17 protein-coding genes, 1 pseudogene and 1 riboswitch are annotated in these 18476 nt (G+C 44.3%); of the genes and pseudogenes, 8 read left to right on the forward strand and 10 right to left on the reverse strand.

The annotated features are described in order from the left end of the window. The first annotated feature begins 199 nt into the window (after window positions 1–199). A riboswitch (glycine riboswitch) is annotated at window positions 200–280 on the forward strand. 136 nt (window positions 281–416) lie between these two features. The 3 genes from CN378_RS08095 (at window position 417) to CN378_RS08105 (ending at window position 3856) form a co-directional block, all read left to right on the forward strand. Continuing rightward, window positions 417–1757: an amino acid permease gene (locus CN378_RS08095; RefSeq protein WP_098351390.1), complete on the forward strand. Its 1341-nt coding sequence runs from the start codon at window positions 417–419 to the stop codon at window positions 1755–1757. A gap of 74 nt (window positions 1758–1831) precedes the next feature. Further along, window positions 1832–2812 carry a Gfo/Idh/MocA family protein gene (locus tag CN378_RS08100; RefSeq protein WP_098351391.1) on the forward strand — a complete coding sequence of 327 codons (981 nt, stop codon included), beginning with the start codon at window positions 1832–1834 and terminating at the stop codon, window positions 2810–2812. A gap of 108 nt (window positions 2813–2920) precedes the next feature. Next, window positions 2921–3856, forward strand: a complete 936-nt coding sequence (locus tag CN378_RS08105) for an aldo/keto reductase (RefSeq protein WP_098351392.1) — start codon at window positions 2921–2923, stop codon at window positions 3854–3856. A gap of 152 nt (window positions 3857–4008) precedes the next feature. On the opposite strand, the gene CN378_RS08110 is transcribed toward CN378_RS08105, so the two are convergent. Further along, entirely contained in the window at window positions 4009–5004 is a 996-nt protein-coding gene (locus CN378_RS08110; protein ID WP_098351393.1) for a tRNA dihydrouridine synthase, read from the reverse strand. 332 nt (window positions 5005–5336) lie between these two features. Between CN378_RS08110 and yiaA the strand changes: the two genes are divergently transcribed. Next, on the forward strand, window positions 5337–5807 hold the full coding sequence (gene yiaA, locus CN378_RS08115; protein ID WP_034764842.1) for an inner membrane protein YiaA: 471 nt from the start codon (window positions 5337–5339) through the stop codon (window positions 5805–5807). A gap of 322 nt (window positions 5808–6129) precedes the next feature. Here the strand turns inward: yiaA and CN378_RS08120 are convergent, their stop codons facing one another. Continuing rightward, window positions 6130–7320: an MFS transporter gene (locus CN378_RS08120; protein ID WP_098351394.1), complete on the reverse strand. Its 1191-nt coding sequence runs from the start codon at window positions 7318–7320 to the stop codon at window positions 6130–6132. Between the two features lie 140 nt (window positions 7321–7460). Further along, window positions 7461–8939, reverse strand: a complete 1479-nt coding sequence (locus CN378_RS08125) for a L,D-transpeptidase (RefSeq protein WP_098351395.1) — start codon at window positions 8937–8939, stop codon at window positions 7461–7463. Between the two features lie 176 nt (window positions 8940–9115). Between CN378_RS08125 and CN378_RS08130 the strand changes: the two genes are divergently transcribed. From CN378_RS08130 to CN378_RS22885, 3 genes are all read left to right on the forward strand, one after another. Next, window positions 9116–9514 carry a hypothetical protein gene (locus CN378_RS08130; protein WP_098351396.1) on the forward strand — a complete coding sequence of 133 codons (399 nt, stop codon included), beginning with the start codon at window positions 9116–9118 and terminating at the stop codon, window positions 9512–9514. Window position 9515: 1 nt separating this feature from the next. After that, window positions 9516–10793, forward strand: coding sequence for an ammonium transporter (locus CN378_RS08135; RefSeq protein WP_098351397.1), 1278 nt, complete (start codon window positions 9516–9518; stop codon window positions 10791–10793). Between the two features lie 203 nt (window positions 10794–10996). After that, on the forward strand, window positions 10997–11122 hold the full coding sequence (locus CN378_RS22885; RefSeq protein ID WP_257141071.1) for a hypothetical protein: 126 nt from the start codon (window positions 10997–10999) through the stop codon (window positions 11120–11122). A gap of 56 nt (window positions 11123–11178) precedes the next feature. Here CN378_RS22885 and CN378_RS08140 read toward each other — a convergent pair whose 3' ends face one another. The 4 genes from CN378_RS08140 to CN378_RS08155 form a co-directional block, all read right to left on the reverse strand. Next, window positions 11179–13125 carry an FtsX-like permease family protein gene (locus CN378_RS08140; RefSeq protein ID WP_098351398.1) on the reverse strand — a complete coding sequence of 649 codons (1947 nt, stop codon included), beginning with the start codon at window positions 13123–13125 and terminating at the stop codon, window positions 11179–11181. Then, complete coding sequence (locus tag CN378_RS08145) at window positions 13115–13876, reverse strand: ABC transporter ATP-binding protein (RefSeq protein ID WP_098351399.1); 762 nt, start codon at window positions 13874–13876, stop codon at window positions 13115–13117. Before CN378_RS08145 ends, CN378_RS08140 begins: the two co-directional genes overlap by 11 nt. A 100-nt stretch (window positions 13877–13976) precedes the next feature. Further along, on the reverse strand, window positions 13977–14981 hold the full coding sequence (locus tag CN378_RS08150) for a sensor histidine kinase (protein ID WP_098351400.1): 1005 nt from the start codon (window positions 14979–14981) through the stop codon (window positions 13977–13979). Beyond that, the gene (locus CN378_RS08155) at window positions 14978–15664 is read right to left on the reverse strand and encodes a response regulator transcription factor (protein ID WP_098351401.1); all 687 of its coding nucleotides are present in this window, start codon (window positions 15662–15664) and stop codon (window positions 14978–14980) included. Before CN378_RS08155 ends, CN378_RS08150 begins: the two co-directional genes overlap by 4 nt. A gap of 175 nt (window positions 15665–15839) precedes the next feature. Here CN378_RS08155 and CN378_RS08160 point away from each other — a divergent pair, with 175 nt between their 5' ends. Next, window positions 15840–16469: a hypothetical protein gene (locus CN378_RS08160; protein ID WP_098351402.1), complete on the forward strand. Its 630-nt coding sequence runs from the start codon at window positions 15840–15842 to the stop codon at window positions 16467–16469. 83 nt (window positions 16470–16552) lie between these two features. Here the strand turns inward: CN378_RS08160 and CN378_RS08165 are convergent, their stop codons facing one another. The 3 genes and pseudogenes from CN378_RS08165 to CN378_RS22890 all read right to left on the reverse strand — a co-directional run. Beyond that, window positions 16553–16921 (reverse strand): VOC family protein, encoded by a 369-nt coding sequence (locus tag CN378_RS08165; RefSeq protein WP_098351403.1) that lies wholly within the window; start codon window positions 16919–16921, stop codon window positions 16553–16555. Between the two features lies 1 nt (window position 16922). Next, window positions 16923–17822 carry a helix-turn-helix domain-containing protein gene (locus tag CN378_RS08170; RefSeq protein ID WP_098351404.1) on the reverse strand — a complete coding sequence of 300 codons (900 nt, stop codon included), beginning with the start codon at window positions 17820–17822 and terminating at the stop codon, window positions 16923–16925. Window positions 17823–18124: 302 nt separating this feature from the next. Beyond that, window positions 18125–18301 (reverse strand): annotated as a pseudogene (locus CN378_RS22890) (carboxymuconolactone decarboxylase family protein); the annotation flags it as partial. Window positions 18302–18476 lie beyond the last annotated feature (175 nt).

Here is an 18476-nt window from a genome sequence, read left to right on the forward strand (position 1 = left end):
CGATTAATTTACCTCCGCTCAATATGAACCCAGAGGTGACCCTGAATTCATATTGTTGCAAAGAGCAGCACCATAACCAATCCATCCGGTTGACAAAATCTATATCACCCCTTAAAATTATCAACTATTCGACAGTGGAACGATGAACAGAAAATATAAATAATAGAAAGCTATGATTGCTATGGATCATCCCATAGCAGGAGCAGCTTCTGGAGAGACCGCGGAAGATCCGCGGCGCCGAAGGGTTCATTATCTCAGGCAAAAGGACAGAAGAGTATCGGATTTTTTTTGGTATGTGCTCATGCCAAATGATATTTGTTATTCTTATGACCGCGAGATTGGAGCCCATCCAATCTCTTTTTTTGTGCTCATTTGTTGAAGTGCTTCATTTTATTGGTTGTAAGGAGGAGTTAAGGTTGGAACAACGAGAATTAAAGAGGGATCTATCAAATCGACACGTTCAGCTGATTGCCATCGGGGGAACGATTGGTACGGGGCTGTTCTTAGGTTCCGGGAAAGCGATACAGCTTGCAGGTCCCTCCATCATCTTTGCTTATTTAATTGTGGGTATTGCCCTTTTTTTCGTGATGAGATCACTTGGGGAGCTGCTGTTGTCGAAAGCGGGTTATCAATCGTTAACAGATATTGCTGAAGAGTATCTGGGCCCTTGGGCTTCCTTTGTAACGGGCTGGACGTATTGGTTCTGTTGGATCATGACGGCTATGGCTGATGTGATTGCTGTTGGTGTGTATGTGAACTATTGGTTCGACATTCCACAGTGGGTGCCTGCACTCATCTGTGTCATCATTTTGTTAGGATTGAATCTGCTAACGGTAAAGCTCTTTGGAGAATTGGAATTTTGGTTTGCTTTAATCAAGGTCATGACGATTCTGGGGTTGATTGTACTAGGGGCCATTTTGCTGGTCATGGGTTTTAAGACAAATGCGGGATCGGTTACGGTTCATAACCTTTGGGAACATGGAGGATTTTTCCCGAACGGAATCTCAGGCTTCTTGCTTTCATTCCAGATGGTCGTATTTGCCTATGTGGGTGTGGAATTAGTCGGTGTGTCGGCAGCGGAAACATCTAATCCAGAAAAAAACATCCCATCCGCCATTAATAAAATTCCTTTACGAATTTTATTTTTCTATGTTGGGGCGCTTATTGTCCTGTTATGTATTAACCCGTGGGTGGAACTTAATGCTTCAGAAAGTCCATTTGTGAAGACATTTAGTTTAGTAGGGATCCCGCTTGCTGCGGGAATCATTAATTTTGTCGTTTTAACGTCGGCCGCTTCTGCTTGTAACAGTGGAATGTTTTCCACAAGCCGGATTCTTTATAATTTAAGCAATCACAATCAAGGTCCGTCTCAATTGGCCAAACTGAATCGTAATCATGTACCAAGTAACGGATTATTTTTGTCGACACTGGTCATATCAGCGGGAGCTCTTTTAAGTGAAATTATACCAGGTCAAGCCTTTCAAATCGTTACAACCATTAGTGCGATTTGTTTTATCTGGGTTTGGGGCATCATTCTCATATGCCATATAAAGTACAAGAAAACACGGCCACAACTACACTTGAAATCAACCTTCAAGGCACCCTTCACTCCATTGATGAACTACGTGGTGCTGACATTGTTTGCTGTGATTCTGTTGATCATGCTGTTTTCTGAGGCGACCCGTCCGGCGTTATTGTTGACTCCTTTATGGTTCTTTCTCTTATTTGTTTTATATCGGCTAAGGAGAGGGAAATAAGCAACTAATTGCGGCCAACGTATGTGAGTTCAGGTATGATGAATAGAGACGAACCAAATAGGAGGAACCAAGCCATGACATACAATAAAGTCCGGTGGGGGATCATCGGCTGCGGAGATGTGACAGAAAAGAAGAGTGGCCCGGCCTTTCAAAAGGTTAAAAACTCGGAACTTGTGGCAGTCATGCGGAGGACGGGTGAACTGGCAAGGGATTATGCAGAAAGGCACCGGGTCCCTAAGTGGTACGATGATGCCGAAAAGCTCATTCACGATCCAGAGGTGGATGCGATTTACATTGCTACGCCACCAGGTTCTCATATGGGATATACCCTTCAGGCTGCAGCTGCCGGGAAACCTGTATATGTCGAGAAGCCAATGGCTCGTGATTTCGATGAATGCAATGAGATGATCGCTGCGTGTAAGAGGGCAGGGGTTCCGTTGTATGTAGCTTACTATCGCCGGGCACAGGAGCGCTTTTTGAAAATAAAAGAATTACTAGATCAAGGGAGGATTGGAGATGTTCGCTTTGTCTCCTCGACTCAATATCAAAAAGCGGGTGAGGATGTAAAAGATGCGGAACATCTTCCTTGGCGCGTTCAACCTGCTGTTGCCGGAGGAGGATTGTTTTTTGACCTGGCCAGCCATACCCTCGATATTCTTGATTTTCTGCTCGGACCCATTCAAGAAGCAAAAGGGTTTGCATCGAATCAAGGGGGCTATTATCAGGCCGAAGATATTGTGACAGGTACATATCAATTTTCCTCTGGCGTTCAAGGTACCGGAAAATGGTGCTTCACGGCTTTTGAAGATGTGGACATGAATGAGATAGTCGGCAGCAAGGGGAAAATCACCTTTTCTACTTTTGGAGATGATCCCGTCACGTTGACGACAAACGAAGGGATAGAGCAATGGAGTTTTGAACGCCCTCTCCATGTTCACCAGCCCCTTGTGGAAACAATCGTGAAAGAGCTGACCGAGGGTGGCGTCCGGTGTCCTAGTACGGGAGATTCTGGTTCGCGAACCAACTGGGTGATGGATGCGATCGTCGGGAAGTAAAGAAACCTAAATACTAATGGGCGTTCCGGTTCCCTATCATATTTTAAATCTCCTGATCTGTGTATCTATTTTCATCAATAATAGAAGAAAAGAAAAAGGGTGAATAAAATGAAAAAACGCAACCTCGGAAGTACAGGCATTCAGGTATCGGAAATAGGGTTTGGCGCATGGCAATTAGGCAACCAGAAAGACTGGGGGAAAATGACCGATGATGAAGCTATTTATTTAGTTGAAAAAGCTATGGATTCGGGGTGCAATTTTTTTGATACTGCTCCTAACTATGGATCGGGTAAAAGTGAAGAGCTTCTTGGAAAAGCCTTCGAGGGAAAAAGAGATCAAGTGGTGATCAGCAGTAAGTGTGGCCACCACCCCGATGATGAGCAAAACTTTGATCCTGATCAATTGGTTTTATCAGTGGAAGACAGTTTAAGACGCTTAAATACGGAGTATCTTGATAGCCTTCTGCTTCATAATCCTCCATTCTCAAGCCTTGATGGGAACTCCCCTCAATTTGAAGTGCTGAACAATCTGAAAAGACAAGGGAAAATCAGAGCGTTTGGAGCTTCGGTTGATACTGGAGAAGAGATGTATGAATTACTAAATAAGACGGATAGTCAGATCATTGAGGTTATGTTTAACTTATTCCATCAAGAACCAGCTGCTGCAATGAAGTCAGCTCAAAACCAAGGGGTTGGGGTTATTGTGAAGGTGCCTCTGGATTCAGGCTGGCTTACCGGTAAGTATGATGGCCAAAGTACATTCAGTGGAATTAGAAGCAGATGGAGTGAAGATGAGATTCAAAGAAGAGGAAAGTTAGTCGAAAAAGTACGTCGGATACTGGGAAACGATAGTTCAATGGTGCAATCAGCACTACGTTATATTCTTTCGTACTCCGAAGTGTCAACGATTATCCCGGGAGCAAGAAATATTCAGCAATTAAATCAGAATATATCAGCATCAGAGGGAAGTTTGTCAACAAATACGATACAGGAACTAAAGGATATGTGGGAAGAAGAAATAAAGGGTTCCAGGTTAACATGGTAATGTAATCAACAGAAAACAGAAAGGGATCGCTGAATACCTTTCGCAGGTTAAGATTTATTATGGAAAATAGAATAAAAGAAAAAAGAATAAGATCCCAATTTACCGGGTCACAATGGTAATGGGATCTTATTCTTTTTATAGCATAGGCTTTCCTAAGAAATCGAAAACCCTTCTTCTTCCTGTACCAATCGATCTGCATACTCATCAAGCAGAGCCCGAACTTCATCCGTGGTTTCTGTTTCCATCAGACGATTTCTCAGCTCACTCGCTCCCCGGAATCCGCGTACGTAAATCTTAAAGAAGCGGCGAAGCGGTTTGAACTGACGAGGCTCCAATTCTTCGGAGTATTGATCATGCAGGTCGAGCTGCAGTCGAAGAAGATCAAGCAGTTCCTGGCTCGTATGCTCTTTCTTCTCCACTTCGAAAGCGAACGGATTATGGAAGATTCCACGTCCGATCATGATGCCGTCCACTCCGTATTTCTCCGCGAGTTCAAGGCCCTTCTGACGGTCAGGGATATCTCCATTGATGGTCAGTAGGGTATGAGGAGCGATTTCGTCACGAAGTTTCTTGATCTCCGGAATCAGCTCCCAGTGAGCATCAACGTCACTCATTTCCTTTTTCGTCCGGAGATGGATGGAAAGATTGACGATGTCCTGTTCCAACAAGTGTTTCAGCCAGTCGTGCCATTCTTCGACTTTCGTATAACCAAGGCGTGTCTTCACACTGACGGGAAGTCCCCCTGCTTTCGCTGCCTGGATGATTTCCGCTGCGACATCCGGGCGGCGGATCAGGCCGGATCCTTTTCCATTCGCTGCAACATTGTGCACGGGGCATCCCATATTGATGTCGATTCCGCGAAAGCCCATTTTAGCCACACCGATACTCGTTTGACGGAAGTATTCTGGCTTGTCCCCCCAGATATGGGCGACGATCGGCTGTTCGTCTTCCGTGAACGTCAGACGCCCGCGTACGCTGTCTTTTCCTTTCGGATGACAGTAGCTTTCTGTATTTGTAAATTCTGTAAAAAACACGTCAGGTCTCGCCGCTTCACTTACCACATGACGAAAAACGACATCGGTCACGGCTTCCATCGGTGCCAGAACAAAAAATGGCTTAGGCAACTCATGCCAGAAATTTTCTTTCATACTCTATTTAAACCCTTTCCTTTAGGGAAGCGTGTTCCCAAAATTAAAAAGTAAGATGCTTTACTGTTATCCATTCCCGGTTAGGATGGATTCCAACCAGTATATACTTTAATGGTATTGGACGAAAAGTGCAAGGGAATGCGCCGTCTTGTTAGGAGGGAAATACTTATTATTGAAGAAAAATGAACCAAATTTTGAATAGATTAATAAGGTGATCAGCACTTTGAATATGGAAGAATTTATTTCATAATACTGAACAAAATCTGTAAAAAATTGCTATAATTGTTTACAGAAGCAGTGTATCGACCTGCGACAGTAAAGGGGAGCGGCCAATGTCTGAGTTGAATGAAAATCCGTTAATGAAGAGCGATGAAAAGAAACCGAAGATTAAGGTGGAAAGAAAAGAAGGAGAACCGACTTCTGCATTTAAAGGGGCAAGTTGGGCAGCTTTGGTGATAGGAGTTTCTGCATATTTGATCGGCTTGTTCAATGCCGGAATGGAACTAAATGAGAAGGGGTACTACTTTGCAGTATTGGTATTCGGACTCTATGCAGCTGTATCCCTGCAAAAAGCAGTAAGGGACAAGGAAGAGGATATCCCTGTGTCGGGCATCTATTATGGGCTCAGCTGGTTCGCCGTCATTGTAGCCGTATCCTTGATGACCATCGGACTCTATAACGCCGGAAGTATCATCTTAAGTGAAAAAGGATTTTATGGAATGTCGTTTGTTCTTAGTTTGTTTGCGGCCATTACCATTCAGAAAAACATTCGGGATACACAGGTGGCCAGGGATAGAGATTAATAATGGAGGGCGGCGCTGTTTTCAGTGCTGCCTTTTGTTGTTCAGGAAAAAGTGTGGTATGCAGGGGGATTCCGAATAAAGAAAATTCGACATCCCGGCATAATTATTTGAAATGACGCATGATAAATGAATATCCTGCATGAAAAACCCATATACCGCACGATTCAACTCATTTCCCGCATGATTCCGCCGAAAGAGATTCCTACGCAATGAATTCCAAATAGAAAACCCCGGGACTCTATTTAAAATAACCCCGTATTCATAAAAAGGAAGTATCAATGAACGACTTTACGTTCCGGATACTTCCTTTAGTCATGAATCTTTATGCCAATGTCTCGGACTTACGATCCAACCGATGACTCAAGAACGTCAGCACACTGGCACAAACCGCAACGGCACCGCCGACAAGTGTCACATTCATCAACGGCCCTTGGTGGTAGACAAGGCCTCCGAGTGCCGATCCCATGGCGATGCCGACGTTGCTTGCAACGGGCATCAGTGAAGCGGCGAGTCCCGTCGCTTTTGGTTGATAAACACCAGCCAGGTCGATCAAGTAAAGCTGGGTCGACGTGGTGAGGAGGATGGCCATCAAGGACATCAAGCCGATATTGATCAATCCGATGATAAAGTGCCCGGTTGTAAAGTACAGGGCGGCCAGAACAAATGCCTGGATGAGAAAAACAAATCGAAGGCGTCCGATGGCATTGTGACTGGCAATCTTTCCGGCCAGGATATTGCTGAAGATCGAGATGAATCCGTAGGCGAACAAGATCAAGCTGATAGAGCTGCCTGGTGCATCCATCATGTGCAGAATCGGAACAAGATACGTAAATACCGCATAGGTGGCACCGAATCCAAGGGATGGAATGAAGAAAGCCATCAGGATCCGCGGATGGGTCAATAAAGAAAATTGATCCCGCATAGAACTGCGGTATTGACTGAGCTTACTCGGTAGATTCATGAAAGATGCCAGAAAGGCAACCACACCAAGTGACGTCGTTAATAGAAACGTAGCATGCCAGTCGTACCATTCGGCAATGACCGTGCCGATGGGGACTCCGATCACGTTTGCAAGGGTGAATCCACCGAAAACGAAAGAGATGGCGACTCCCCGTTTTGTAATGGGAATGACTTCACTGGCAATCGTCATGGCAAGGGAAATCAGGACTCCTGTGACAACCGCTGTCAGCATCCGAAGCGTCATAAGCATGATGTAGCTGGTTGAAATCACGCACAACGCATTCAAAACGATGAATGACCCTATCAAAAACAACACCCATTTCCGTTTTGGAAAATGGCTTGTTGCCGACATGACGATGGGGGTGGCGATGGCAAAGGTAATGGCAAAAGCCGAAACGAGCGTCCCTGCCTTTGCATTTGTAATATGAAGACTTGAGGAAATCTCCGTTAAGATCCCGACGATGACAAACTCGCTTGTCCCGAGGACGAATGTCAGTAACGTAAGGGTCAATATGAGAAACCAATGTTGTCTGTTTAAGGCAGTCTCTTGCATAAGTACCTCTTTTCTAAGATGAATATACATGTGGAATAGATTGGGCAAACAATTTAATTATCATATCATACTTACATCGTAGCGAAAACAGCATGAAGAAGCGGCCCGTCGTCCTTCATAAGACGTGCCCTCCTTCCATCTCACCCTGCCCATGAAAAAATCGAAGTCGTCGTCTGTTTGTTCACAGGGTCTTTATCAGGAATCAGTTGTTCAAGGCTTTGTGTCACAGGCTTCAGCCCCTTGTCTGGAGCTTTATTGTAGATGTTCACAACAGCTCCTTTAGGAACAAAATCAAATATCTCCTCAATATCTGGATTGACCAGGCGGATGCATCCATGTGATTTGGTCCTTTCGATGGATCCTTTATCAAGGGTGCCATGGATGGCAATGTCCCCCATGCCAAGTGCTGCTGTCCCATACATATTTGGGCGTGCTCCTCTTGGATTCTGTACGCGGTTAAGTATCGGGAACTGTCCCTGCCGAGTGGAATCGTCCTTTCCAATCCCAACCTTTTGAGATGAAATGATATAGGGCGGGATTGTGACAACGAGTGAGAACGCTCTTTTATCAATGTCGATCTTAACGGGACTGTAAGGAATCGGGGAGGGTTGAAGGGCATTGGCGGGGGTGTTTGGATAAAACATTTCTGAAAGCGTCAATGCTTCCTGATTGTATACCCATCCCCCGGAACCTGAGAATGTGCTGGAAATCGAATTGGAGCCGGTGGTGGCTTCATTTGGAATGAAGCTAAGGTAATTGTCGGGATAATCAGCCACCAGTTGATCAAGGCTGTCAGGAGGGGATCCGTTGTTCTTCATATAGGACTGCAGGGCTGTCCGGACTAAATTGGCCCCGATAAATTGAAGGGGATGAGGACCGCCTTTTAATACGGCCCCGCTCTTATTTAAAAATCGGATTTTCACAGGATCGTTTAAAGTTGAATTGTATTCTGCCCTTACAAAGGAGCTCTCTTGGATCGCTTCACTTTTTAACGGAAGGACCTCAAAGGAAAGTTTCTGATCGTTCGTCGCGACTCCGTATATCAGGATGTTTTTGTTTTTCGCATCCCTTCCAAGGCGGATAGACTGATCATGAAGGGATTTTTCGATTTCATCCTTGGGCGTGTCCTCCGGGAAATACATGATATAAGGAAGATCTTCCACCTCATATACGACATCCGTGCCGGTGTTCCACATCTTTAGGCTGGACGAAATGGCACCGCTGAAGGAAGGAAAGAAAAACAATAAAATCAATAAAAACATGTTAATAAAAAGAAGGAAAAACAACATGATTTTCACGGTAAGTGGAAGAGTGGTCCTGGCTGGTTGTGGAACTTGTCCAATGTCTTCCGTGATTTGATCTTCAAGGTTCCTGCAGGCATGCTTTGCTTTGAAATAGTAAGGAGAATAAATGCCCGCTGCTTCCTGGTAGTGTTTATATGCCTTCACAAGATGTCCTTTTTGCTCCATTTTCTGTCCCAGAAGGTAATGTGCCTCCGGAGAAGAAGGGTCATGATAGCGGAGTATCTTTTCATGATAATACTCATCGCTTTTCGATAGGTAGATATTTTTATGAATGTGTAACAGGTTCTTTTTCAGGTGGCTGTCAAATCGGCTCATTAATTATCCCCCTATAAACAGGCTGCTCTACTTCTATCTATATTTTTGTGATAGGGAAAAAAGAACGGTGATGGGGAATGGAATTGTTTACTCCAATAAAGTATTTATCTGTACAAATTTTCAGTAAATTGGTATTATGTTAGAAAACATAACATGTTTTGGTGAGGAGAATTTACATGAAAATTCGTGATGAATTGAATCGTACCTTGGACTATGCCTGTGATGAACTAACAGATATACTGCAAGACATTAAGAGTCATAGAGAACACGAGATGGATGAACTAAAACATAAAATCAAACGGTATGAAGACAAAAAGCGTGCGGAAGAAACGTTTTACCGTTCGCTATCACCTGTAAGGAAGTTCTTCGCCAGCCGACCGCCCAGTCATCACCAGGCAGTGGAATATATGGTTCATGTAAAGGATAGGTTGAAACAGATAAACGTGATCAAAGATCGCATCCGGCAAATCGATCAGGTCATTGCATTATGCAGGGACCATTCTTCCGAAGAAGAAGTGGAGGTCACCAGTATGATGACTGAAGAGATACTCAACTACCGGAAAGGACAGGAATGAGATGACAATACAAACACTTAATTCAGGGTTGGATACGATTTGGGTAGTCTTGACCGCAGCCATGATCATCCTGATGGAGGGTGGATTTGCCCTTTTGGAAGCGGGATTTGTCAGACATAAGAATAATGTCAATATCATTATGAAAGTATTCGTTGATATCACGATTGGCGCCCTTTGCTTTTACTTTATTGGATTCGGACTCATGTATGGGAGTGACTTCCTCGGTGTGATCGGCACGAGCGGTTCGATGTTGAAAGGGGACCTGAATCATTTGGATCTCACAATTTCCCTCGATACGTTCTGGTTATTCCAGGCAGCGTTTGTCATTGCCGTCATTTCCATTGTGTCCGGAGCGGTTGCAGAGCGCATTAATTTCCGGGCCTATATTCTTCTTGCCATCCTCATGACGGCTGTCATTTATCCCATTGGCGGACACTGGGTGTGGGGAGACGGATGGCTGGGAAGCCTGGGTATGACGGATTTCGCCGGATCCGCAGTCATCCATGCCCTCGGAGGATTTTCGGCACTGGCTGCAGCCATGTTCATCGGTCCCCGAAAAGGGAAGTTCACACAACACGGTACCAGTACAATCGCGTTGCCAAGTAATCTGCCGCTGGCCTCAGTCGGAGCATTCTTACTTTGGTTTGGTTGGTTTGGCTTCAATGCCGGGAGTACGTTGAGTGCCACGGATGTGAAAATTGGCCATATAGCCGTGGTGACCATGCTTTCAGCCGCATCTGGGGGGGCTGCGACCCTTCTATACACCTTGTTCCGTTATAAACGCTCAGATGCCCCTGCCGTCATTAATGGATCACTGGCAGGATTGGTTGGGATTACGGCTGGATGTGCGTTCGTAAGTGATGAAGCAGCGATTTTCATAGGAGCCGTCTCTGGTCTGCTCATGCTGTTTGCTACGGATTGGTTGGACGCAAAAAAGATTGATGACCCGGTTGGAGCGTTTCCGGTCCATGCCGTTTCAGGTATGTGGGGAACGATAGCACTGGGGTTATTCTCAACAGAGGGTGGACTTTTCTCAAGCGGCAGCTGGGAGCTGTTGGGTGTCCAATTACTGGGCTTAATCGTACTTTGTGTATGGGGTTTCGGAATGACTTGGTTGGGTCTTTCCCTCATAAGGTTATGGATACCTGTGCGCTCCACTGAAGAGGAAGAAGAAATGGGCCTCGACATCAGTTATCATGGGGTTATGGCAGCGTATCAGGAGCATGAATTTATTAGTTATGAGGATCAGTATGGCGGGGAAGATCCTAAAGGTTTGTAAAACAAAATGCCAAGGAATATACCTTATATTCAAGCTCCCTACCCGAATTAAAATAGAAATCCGTCTCATACTGGGGCGGATTTTTTCATTTGAAAAATGGTCAAGTCAAGTTACGATTTTCATATAATGTGATATTTTATATGATGAAAAGCATAATATTCGGCAATAAGTATAAACTATACCCGTTATAGGGAGGTGTACACATGCCGAATCAAAACGATAACAAATTCAAAAAAATTCAGTCTGAAAGCTTCAAGCAAGGGAAATCCCAGGAAGAATATGCTGCTGAACTTGAAATGAATAAGATGAAAAGCCAGAAAAGGAAGTAAACCTGCAGTACATAAAAGAGCCATCCCGGTTTCATACCAAGGGATGGCTTTTTCCATTAAAGCGATGCTTTGATCACCTTTTTATAATACAGGACCGATAATACACCGAAAATCGAATAGAGCACCGTATATAATCCCATCACGATGATCATCGGCGTCCAGACCTCGGCCCCGAAAAGGAACCATCCGGATTGGACAGCAAAATAACTGTGCAGAAGTCCGATGAGGAGAGGGATTCCGAAGCTGAAGAGTTGTTTGGCTTGAATGCCGCTCAATAAGTCACCCTGCGTGAAGCCCAGTTTTCTTAGTATCGTATAGTTCGGTTTTTCATCTTCACTTTCATCCATCTGTTTGAAGTAGAGGATGCAGCCCGATGTGATCAGGAAGGTGAGGCCGAGGAATCCGACGATGAACATGATGAGTCCGATGTTTTGTTTTTGTTCGGCTTTCATGTCGTACTGGGAATCGTTTGCCCATTCTCCATCCAGACCCAACTCATGAAAGAGTTCGTTTGCTTTCATGAGATCCTTTTCCTTTTCGATGGTCACACCGATATAGAGTGAGTTTTCTTTCTGAACCTCAGGATCCATATCTCTTTTTAACTGCTGGAATATCTGATCATCGACGATCACAACCGGTGAACCCCCTGCTGTGAAATACCATGAAATCGGATATTCATCCCGCATTCCCAAGTATTTGAGCTTGGTGACCTCTGTTTTGCCTTTCAACTCCGTCATCCCTGAATCGTGTAGCGGAATGACCTTTTGGAGTAAGTCGCTGTAGCCTGTAAAAAGGGTTTCGTCTTCTTTTACATCAACGCCGTCAACGCTTTTCTCGCTGATGACCGAATTCGGCATGGCATCCAGTGACCCGTTCAGTTCGCCGAATTCCGAGTCTGTGATTCCTTTCAGATTGACGAGGACCTGGATGACCTCAATCTCTTCTTTCTTGTATTCAATGCCCTTTTCTAGAAGGGCACCCTTAAATTTCTCTAAGTCTTGTTTATTGGTGAATGTAAAATCCGCCGGTACATTATTTTCAGCCGTTTTTTCAGCTGAGTAATAGCCGATATAGCTTAACGATAATAATGCGATAGCCAGTGCCGATACCGTCGTGATAATCGTCAGCAATAAAGCGTTGGATTTCATCCGGAACATAATGGATGAAAGGGACAGGACCTCATTGATATTCAGATAGCCATCTTTCTTCTTACGGATCACGTTAAAAATAAAGCTGACGGACCCTTTATAAAACAGATAGGTTCCAAGAATCACAGACCCAAGTATAAAGAGCATGGCCCCGTATAATTGAGGCATGGTTGAGAAGTCCCCGCCAAACAATTTGGAAGACACGTAGTATCCGGAGGCAATCATTATGATCCCAAAGATCCCGATCATGATCTCGAACGAGGACATCTTTTTCACTTTCGTTTCAGTGGATGAACGGACTCTGAATAGTGACAATATGCTTTGTCTTTTGATGAATACAAAGTTCATCATCATGATAAGCAGGTAAATCGCACAGAACACGATGATGGTCTGGAGAAGTGCCTTGGTCGAAAAATGAAGTGTGGCGATGGCATCGACTCCGGTGATATTGAATAGTATCATGATGATCAATTTTGAGAAGGAGAATCCGATCAATATGCCGAGTAACAATGACCCGAAATAAAGGATGAAGTTCTCCGCACTTAAAATGCGAAAGATTTTATTCTTTGTCATGCCGATCAGCTGAAATAACCCGATTTCTTTACTTCTTCTCTTAATGAAAAGGGTATTGGCGTATAAAAGAAATATCGAGACAATGGCGACAAGTAGGACAGATGCGGCTCTGACGGCTGCTCCACCCTTGATGGTTCCCTTCGTTGCATCCATGGATGGATCGTACTGCAGGGTCACGAAGGCGAAATATAGGGCGACACTAAATACCAGGGCAAATACGTAGAGGTAATAATTTTTCAGGTTCTTCTTCAGATTTCTGAGTATAAGGGTATTAATGTTCATTCTGCACCCCGCCAAGCACTCCTTGGGTTTTCATGATGTCACTGAAGAAATGCTGTCTCTCCTGGTCACCTTTATTTAATTGCGTATAGATTTGACCGTCCTTGATGAATATGACCCGGCTGCAGTAGCTCGCCGCAACGGGATCATGTGTGACCATGACGATCGTCGCCCTCAGCTTTTGATTCAGTTCACTCAGTTTGTTCAAGAGATCAGAGGCCGATTTCGAGTCCAGGGCTCCCGTCGGTTCATCTGCGAAAATGATGCTTGGTTCATGGATGAAGGCACGGGCGGCTGATGTCCGCTGTTTCTGCCCGCCTGAGATTTCGTTCGGATATTTATCTTTCAGTTCAAGGATTCCAAGCTCCGAAGCAAGGTCATTGAACTTCTGGTCGGCTTCTTTCTTAGGGGTCTTGGTGATGGATAATGGCAGAAGGATATTTTCTTTCACCGTTAACGTGTCGAGGAGGTTGTAATCCTGAAAGATAAAGCCGAGATGATTCTTTCGGAATTGTGCGAGCTGCTTTTCTTTCATCATCGTCATTTCATTGCTTTCAATTTTAATAGAGCCCTCACTCACTTTGTCGATGGAGGATAGGACATTTAAGAGGGTGGTCTTTCCGGAACCCGACGCCCCCATGATACTGACGAATTCACCCTTTTGGATCGACAGGTCGATACCCTTTAACACTTCCTGCTTATTAAATTTATTTCCGTAGCTTTTATGAAGTTTGCTTGCTTCTAGTATGGTCATCATATAAAACTCCTTTGATTTGATACCTTTATTATAAAAAGCAGGAAGGTTGTTTTCCTTTTATTGTTCGAACAAAACAGAAAAGCATGTGACATTTTTGTCACACGCCGGTAAGTTGGACGAAATCATTTTTCTCTGGAAAGGTGAGGGTGATCTTGGTTCCTTCTCCCCGTTTAGACTCGGCCTCTATGGTAATCAGCAAAGACTCGGACACCTTTTTGGTCAAATACAATCCCATTCCGGTAGAGGCGTGGTCATTGTGGTCGAGGGTCGATGTAAAGCCTTTGTCAAAGATCCTCGGCAAGTCCCTCGTGTCAATCCCCCTGCCGGAATCCTGAATGGTGAGTGTCACTTTACCATCACGCAGTACACTTGAAATCACAATATCCGATGACGTGCTGTACTTAACGGCATTGGTTAAAAGCTGTCTGATCATAAACGCCAGCCATTTCGCATCACTGAGCACGTTCGTGACATCCAGTTGAAGATCAAACCCGATCCCTTTTTGAATGCACCAGGATTGCAGGGTTTTTATTTCCTGAAAAATAACGGTTTCGAGATCCGTGTCCTCTATGTACAGATCATTCTCCAGGAACGTCATACGCTTCTGATGAAGCTGTTGATCCAGAAGCAGATGGATCCTTAGCCACTCGTATTTCAAAGGGGCCTTTAAAGGCGCGTCCTCCAACCGTTCAATCATCAAATGCATGGCCGTCAGCGGGGTTTTCACTTCATGAATCCAGGACAGCAGGTCATCCTTTTCCTGTTCGAGCATCACTCGATTCTGAGATGAAGTCTGTCTCAGAAGGGTCGCCTGCTCAGACAAACTCTCTGAGACGATTTCTTCAAAAGGTGAATCGGGGGCATCAACCCCTGTCATATGGAGATTATGATCCCATTCTGTCAGTCTTTTGAAGAAACGGGTTTCCTTCTGGTATCGGATTAAAACAAAAACGATGAAGAAGAGCATAGATAGAAATACCATATACAGGATTGGCTGTAAGGGAATAGCCGTATCGATATAACCGATGAAGATCCATAACAGGTGAAGTCCACTCACGAACAATATCCAGCTTTTCCGTTCCCATAAGTATGTACGGATCATGGCGCATCCTCTTCAATGGCAAGATACCCTTGCCCGACCTTCGTTTCAATGAAGCGGCCCAGCCCTATTTCTTCAAGACGCTTCCGGAGACGGTTCACATTGACGGTCAACGTGTTATCACTGATGAATCGTTTGTCATCCCACAGACTGTTTATGAGATCGTCCCTGCTCACAATTTTATTCTTCTGATCAATGAGCAGCTTCAAAATGTACATTTCATTCTTCGTCAGTTCAACGGATCCCTGTTCATTGGATACCGTATTCCGTTCAAAATCAACGGTCGCCCCGCACCAGGTCTTGATGCTTACCTGCTCGGTGTTATAGTTATACACCCTCCTGAGGGTCGCCTGGACTTTTGCAATCAGTACATCGAAGTGGAATGGCTTCTGGATGAAATCATCTGCCCCGAGCTGCATGGACATGACCATATCCGTCGGATGATCTCGCGAGGACAGGAAAAGGATCGGCACATTGGAGTGTGTGCGGATCATCCGGCACCAGTGGAAGCCGTCGAATTTAGGTAATTGGATATCGATGATCACCAAATCAGGCTTAACCTCTGCGAACTCCTGCATCACGTGATGGAAGTCGGTGATTCCATATACTTCGTAGGACCACTGGGAAAGCCGATCCTTGATTTCATTGAATAAGGTTGTATCATCTTCAATTAGTAATAGTTTCATTGCTTTCACCACTCAATCTTGCTGTTTACATAAATTGTATAGGAAATTGAATAGGTTTGCCATATGACGAAGAAAGGAACTATCCAATTTAGAAATATTTAGATTATTTTTACAAAAGATGGGTATTTAACTTCTAAAAGCAATTTACCCAATTGCATAAGGAAGGAATTAAGTCATGAAGAAACTTTTAGGGTTATCAGTTATCGCAGCGGTTTTGCTAAGCGGATGTGGTGAAGTGCAGATTTCGATTAATAAGGATGTCGAACCACAGAATGGAGAGAACAACAGCAATGAGGAGATGAACAAAGGGGTGACGCTGGTCGATGATACTACAGAAGATGAAAAGATAACAGATGCTGATAAACAAAAAGCCATTATTGAGTTCATTAATGAAGATATCCAGAAAGTTGCACAATATGAAGTCCTGGCTTTTGAATCCCTTGCATCGGTATCGGGAGTGAATTATACCGATGATCAGACCCTCTATCAAGAGCTGACTACTACGACCATCCCATCTTATGAGAAGGCCCTTGAGGAAGCGAAGTCCATCGAAGGAGAGATTCCTGAGCTTGAGGAAATGACGGACCGGATTGTGGAGGCGACCCAGGTTTTTTATGACTCTCTCATGCTTGAGAAGAAGGCAATTGAAGACCAGGATGAAGGATTGATCGAGGAGTCCAATGCCAAGATCGAGGAATATTATAGACTGGTAGAAGCCTACCATTCGGATATGAAACTCCTGGCAGAACAATATGATGTAACATATCAGGTGGATGAACTTAGTGAGAATGTAGATGCATTATGATTCCTGTTGTAAATTTGAACAAAAGTTCCTACTTAAAGGGACAGGAAAGGGATCCCACCTCAAAATGGATCCCCTTCCTATTTTCATTTTTCTACTTCACTAGCCAATGCATGTGTATTCCCTTCACTATCCTCAAAAAACACCATCCACGTTTCTACGTCGTCCATCTTGGCGACCAAATGGGGCTCATCCACGAAATTGACCCCACTTCCCTTCATTTCTTCATAGCTGGAATGGATATCGTCCACTTCAAAGTAAAGGACAGAGCAATGGCTGTATGCTTCTTTTTCAGGTAGCGTAAGAAGAAGCCTGATCCCAGCGCAATCGAAAAATGCCATATGATCGGTGGTGAATAAGAGGGGAAGTCCAAGTTTTTCTTGATAAAATCCAATGGCACGCTCCAGGTTCTTTACGGGAACGCCGATTTGTTTGATTCCTTGAATGGTTTTCATATTATTTCTCCTTTCGTTTCTTCATCATTGTAGCGGATGGACGGAATTCATTCTTTTCCAAAATCACTTTTTTTCGAAAGTGAGTCGGAGGGATACCGACGAATTGGGTAAACATCCTGGTGAACGAAGCCGGGTTCTGATAACCGAGTTCAAAGGCTATATCCGTCATGGAAAGCCCGGGATCTTTCAGTAATTTTTTAGCCTTTTCTATTCTGAATTCTGATATATGGCGGTGTGGTGTTTTCCCATAAAGCTGGGAATAGGTTCTTATCAGGTGATTGGGTGATAAGCAGGCCATTTTTGCAAGGTCCTCTATTGAAAGGGAGTGGTGAAAATAAGCCCTGATATATTCATGAGCGATGCTGACCCTCCGGTATATTTCTTCACGGGTAGAGCGTTTCACAGCAAGGATGGATTCGGTTTCTTTCAAATGACGAAAGTGAGAGATTAAGAGATTCTCCATCAAGAAATGATACTGTTCCTCATAACAGGTACGTTCCACATGGGAATGAAGTGCTTTCGTCTTCTGTAATAGCTTTGAGAGTGAGGGTGTGGTGGCGTAGGTCCTTTCAAAAAATTCAACGGGTCCGTTTTGTTTATACGGGTCAGATACGAGGTTGTCAGTAGAATCAGTCAGGGTACGGTGAACATCTACAACTAATCCCGGTTTAAAGAAGACACAGAATGATTCCACTGGCTGATCTTCCTCAATGGTAATGGTGTATGGGCCCTCATTGACCAATAGATACCGTCCTTCCTCTACACTGAAGTAGCCTCTGTTGGTTTTGTAGAAGGCCCTTCCGTTCATGAAGGTCTTAATGGAAAGCTGTCCCGCTCCCTCCCAATGGAATTTGTCGCTCTTTGCCTGAAGGATATAGTTAGATGAGTCCGATTGTGTCATACGATTTTCTCCCCAATGCATGATTACTACCATTATACAAAATAGTGGAAACGATTTTGCTATTTTATTGACTGATACTTCTTGATTATGAAACCGAGCGGAGAACAGCTGGCTAAAATCAAAGACCTTGTTGAACGAGGGAGGATATGACTTGTGGTGGGTAGAGTGTATCCCCTTGAGAAGGCTCAGGAGGCCGTCCTATACGTCGAAACAGGCAGAACCAAGGTAAGGGTAGTGTTAAAGGTGAAAAAGCCCTTGTAACCCACTATATAGAAAGAGGCCTNNAGGCCTCTTTCTATATAGTGTTTTTCCTCTCGGCGCACAGCGAATACATTTTTCGCAACGGTCAGGGCATTCAGGACACGCGGGAAACCGGTATAAGGAATTAAATGTGTAATGCTCTCAACGATTTCTTCCTCTGTTAAGCCCGCGGTCAACCCCGTATTGATATGAAGTTCAAGCTGAGGCTCCGGCATTTGATAGTGCCGGAGCCTTCTTTAAATCTTTTGCTGACTTCAACCCTTAGATAGAGGTCATCCTCCCATATTTCTTCTTTAATCGACAATCTTCTCCCTCTTTTTCACCGGTCGGTCTATTCTTCATTTTTATAACTTCAATTTTTATGCAAACACCATTCTTTGTTCTTTCTTCCCA

The sequence above is a fragment of the Bacillus sp. AFS015802 genome, assembly GCF_002561455.1.
GTDB lineage: Bacteria > Bacillota > Bacilli > Bacillales > Bacillaceae_B > Rossellomorea.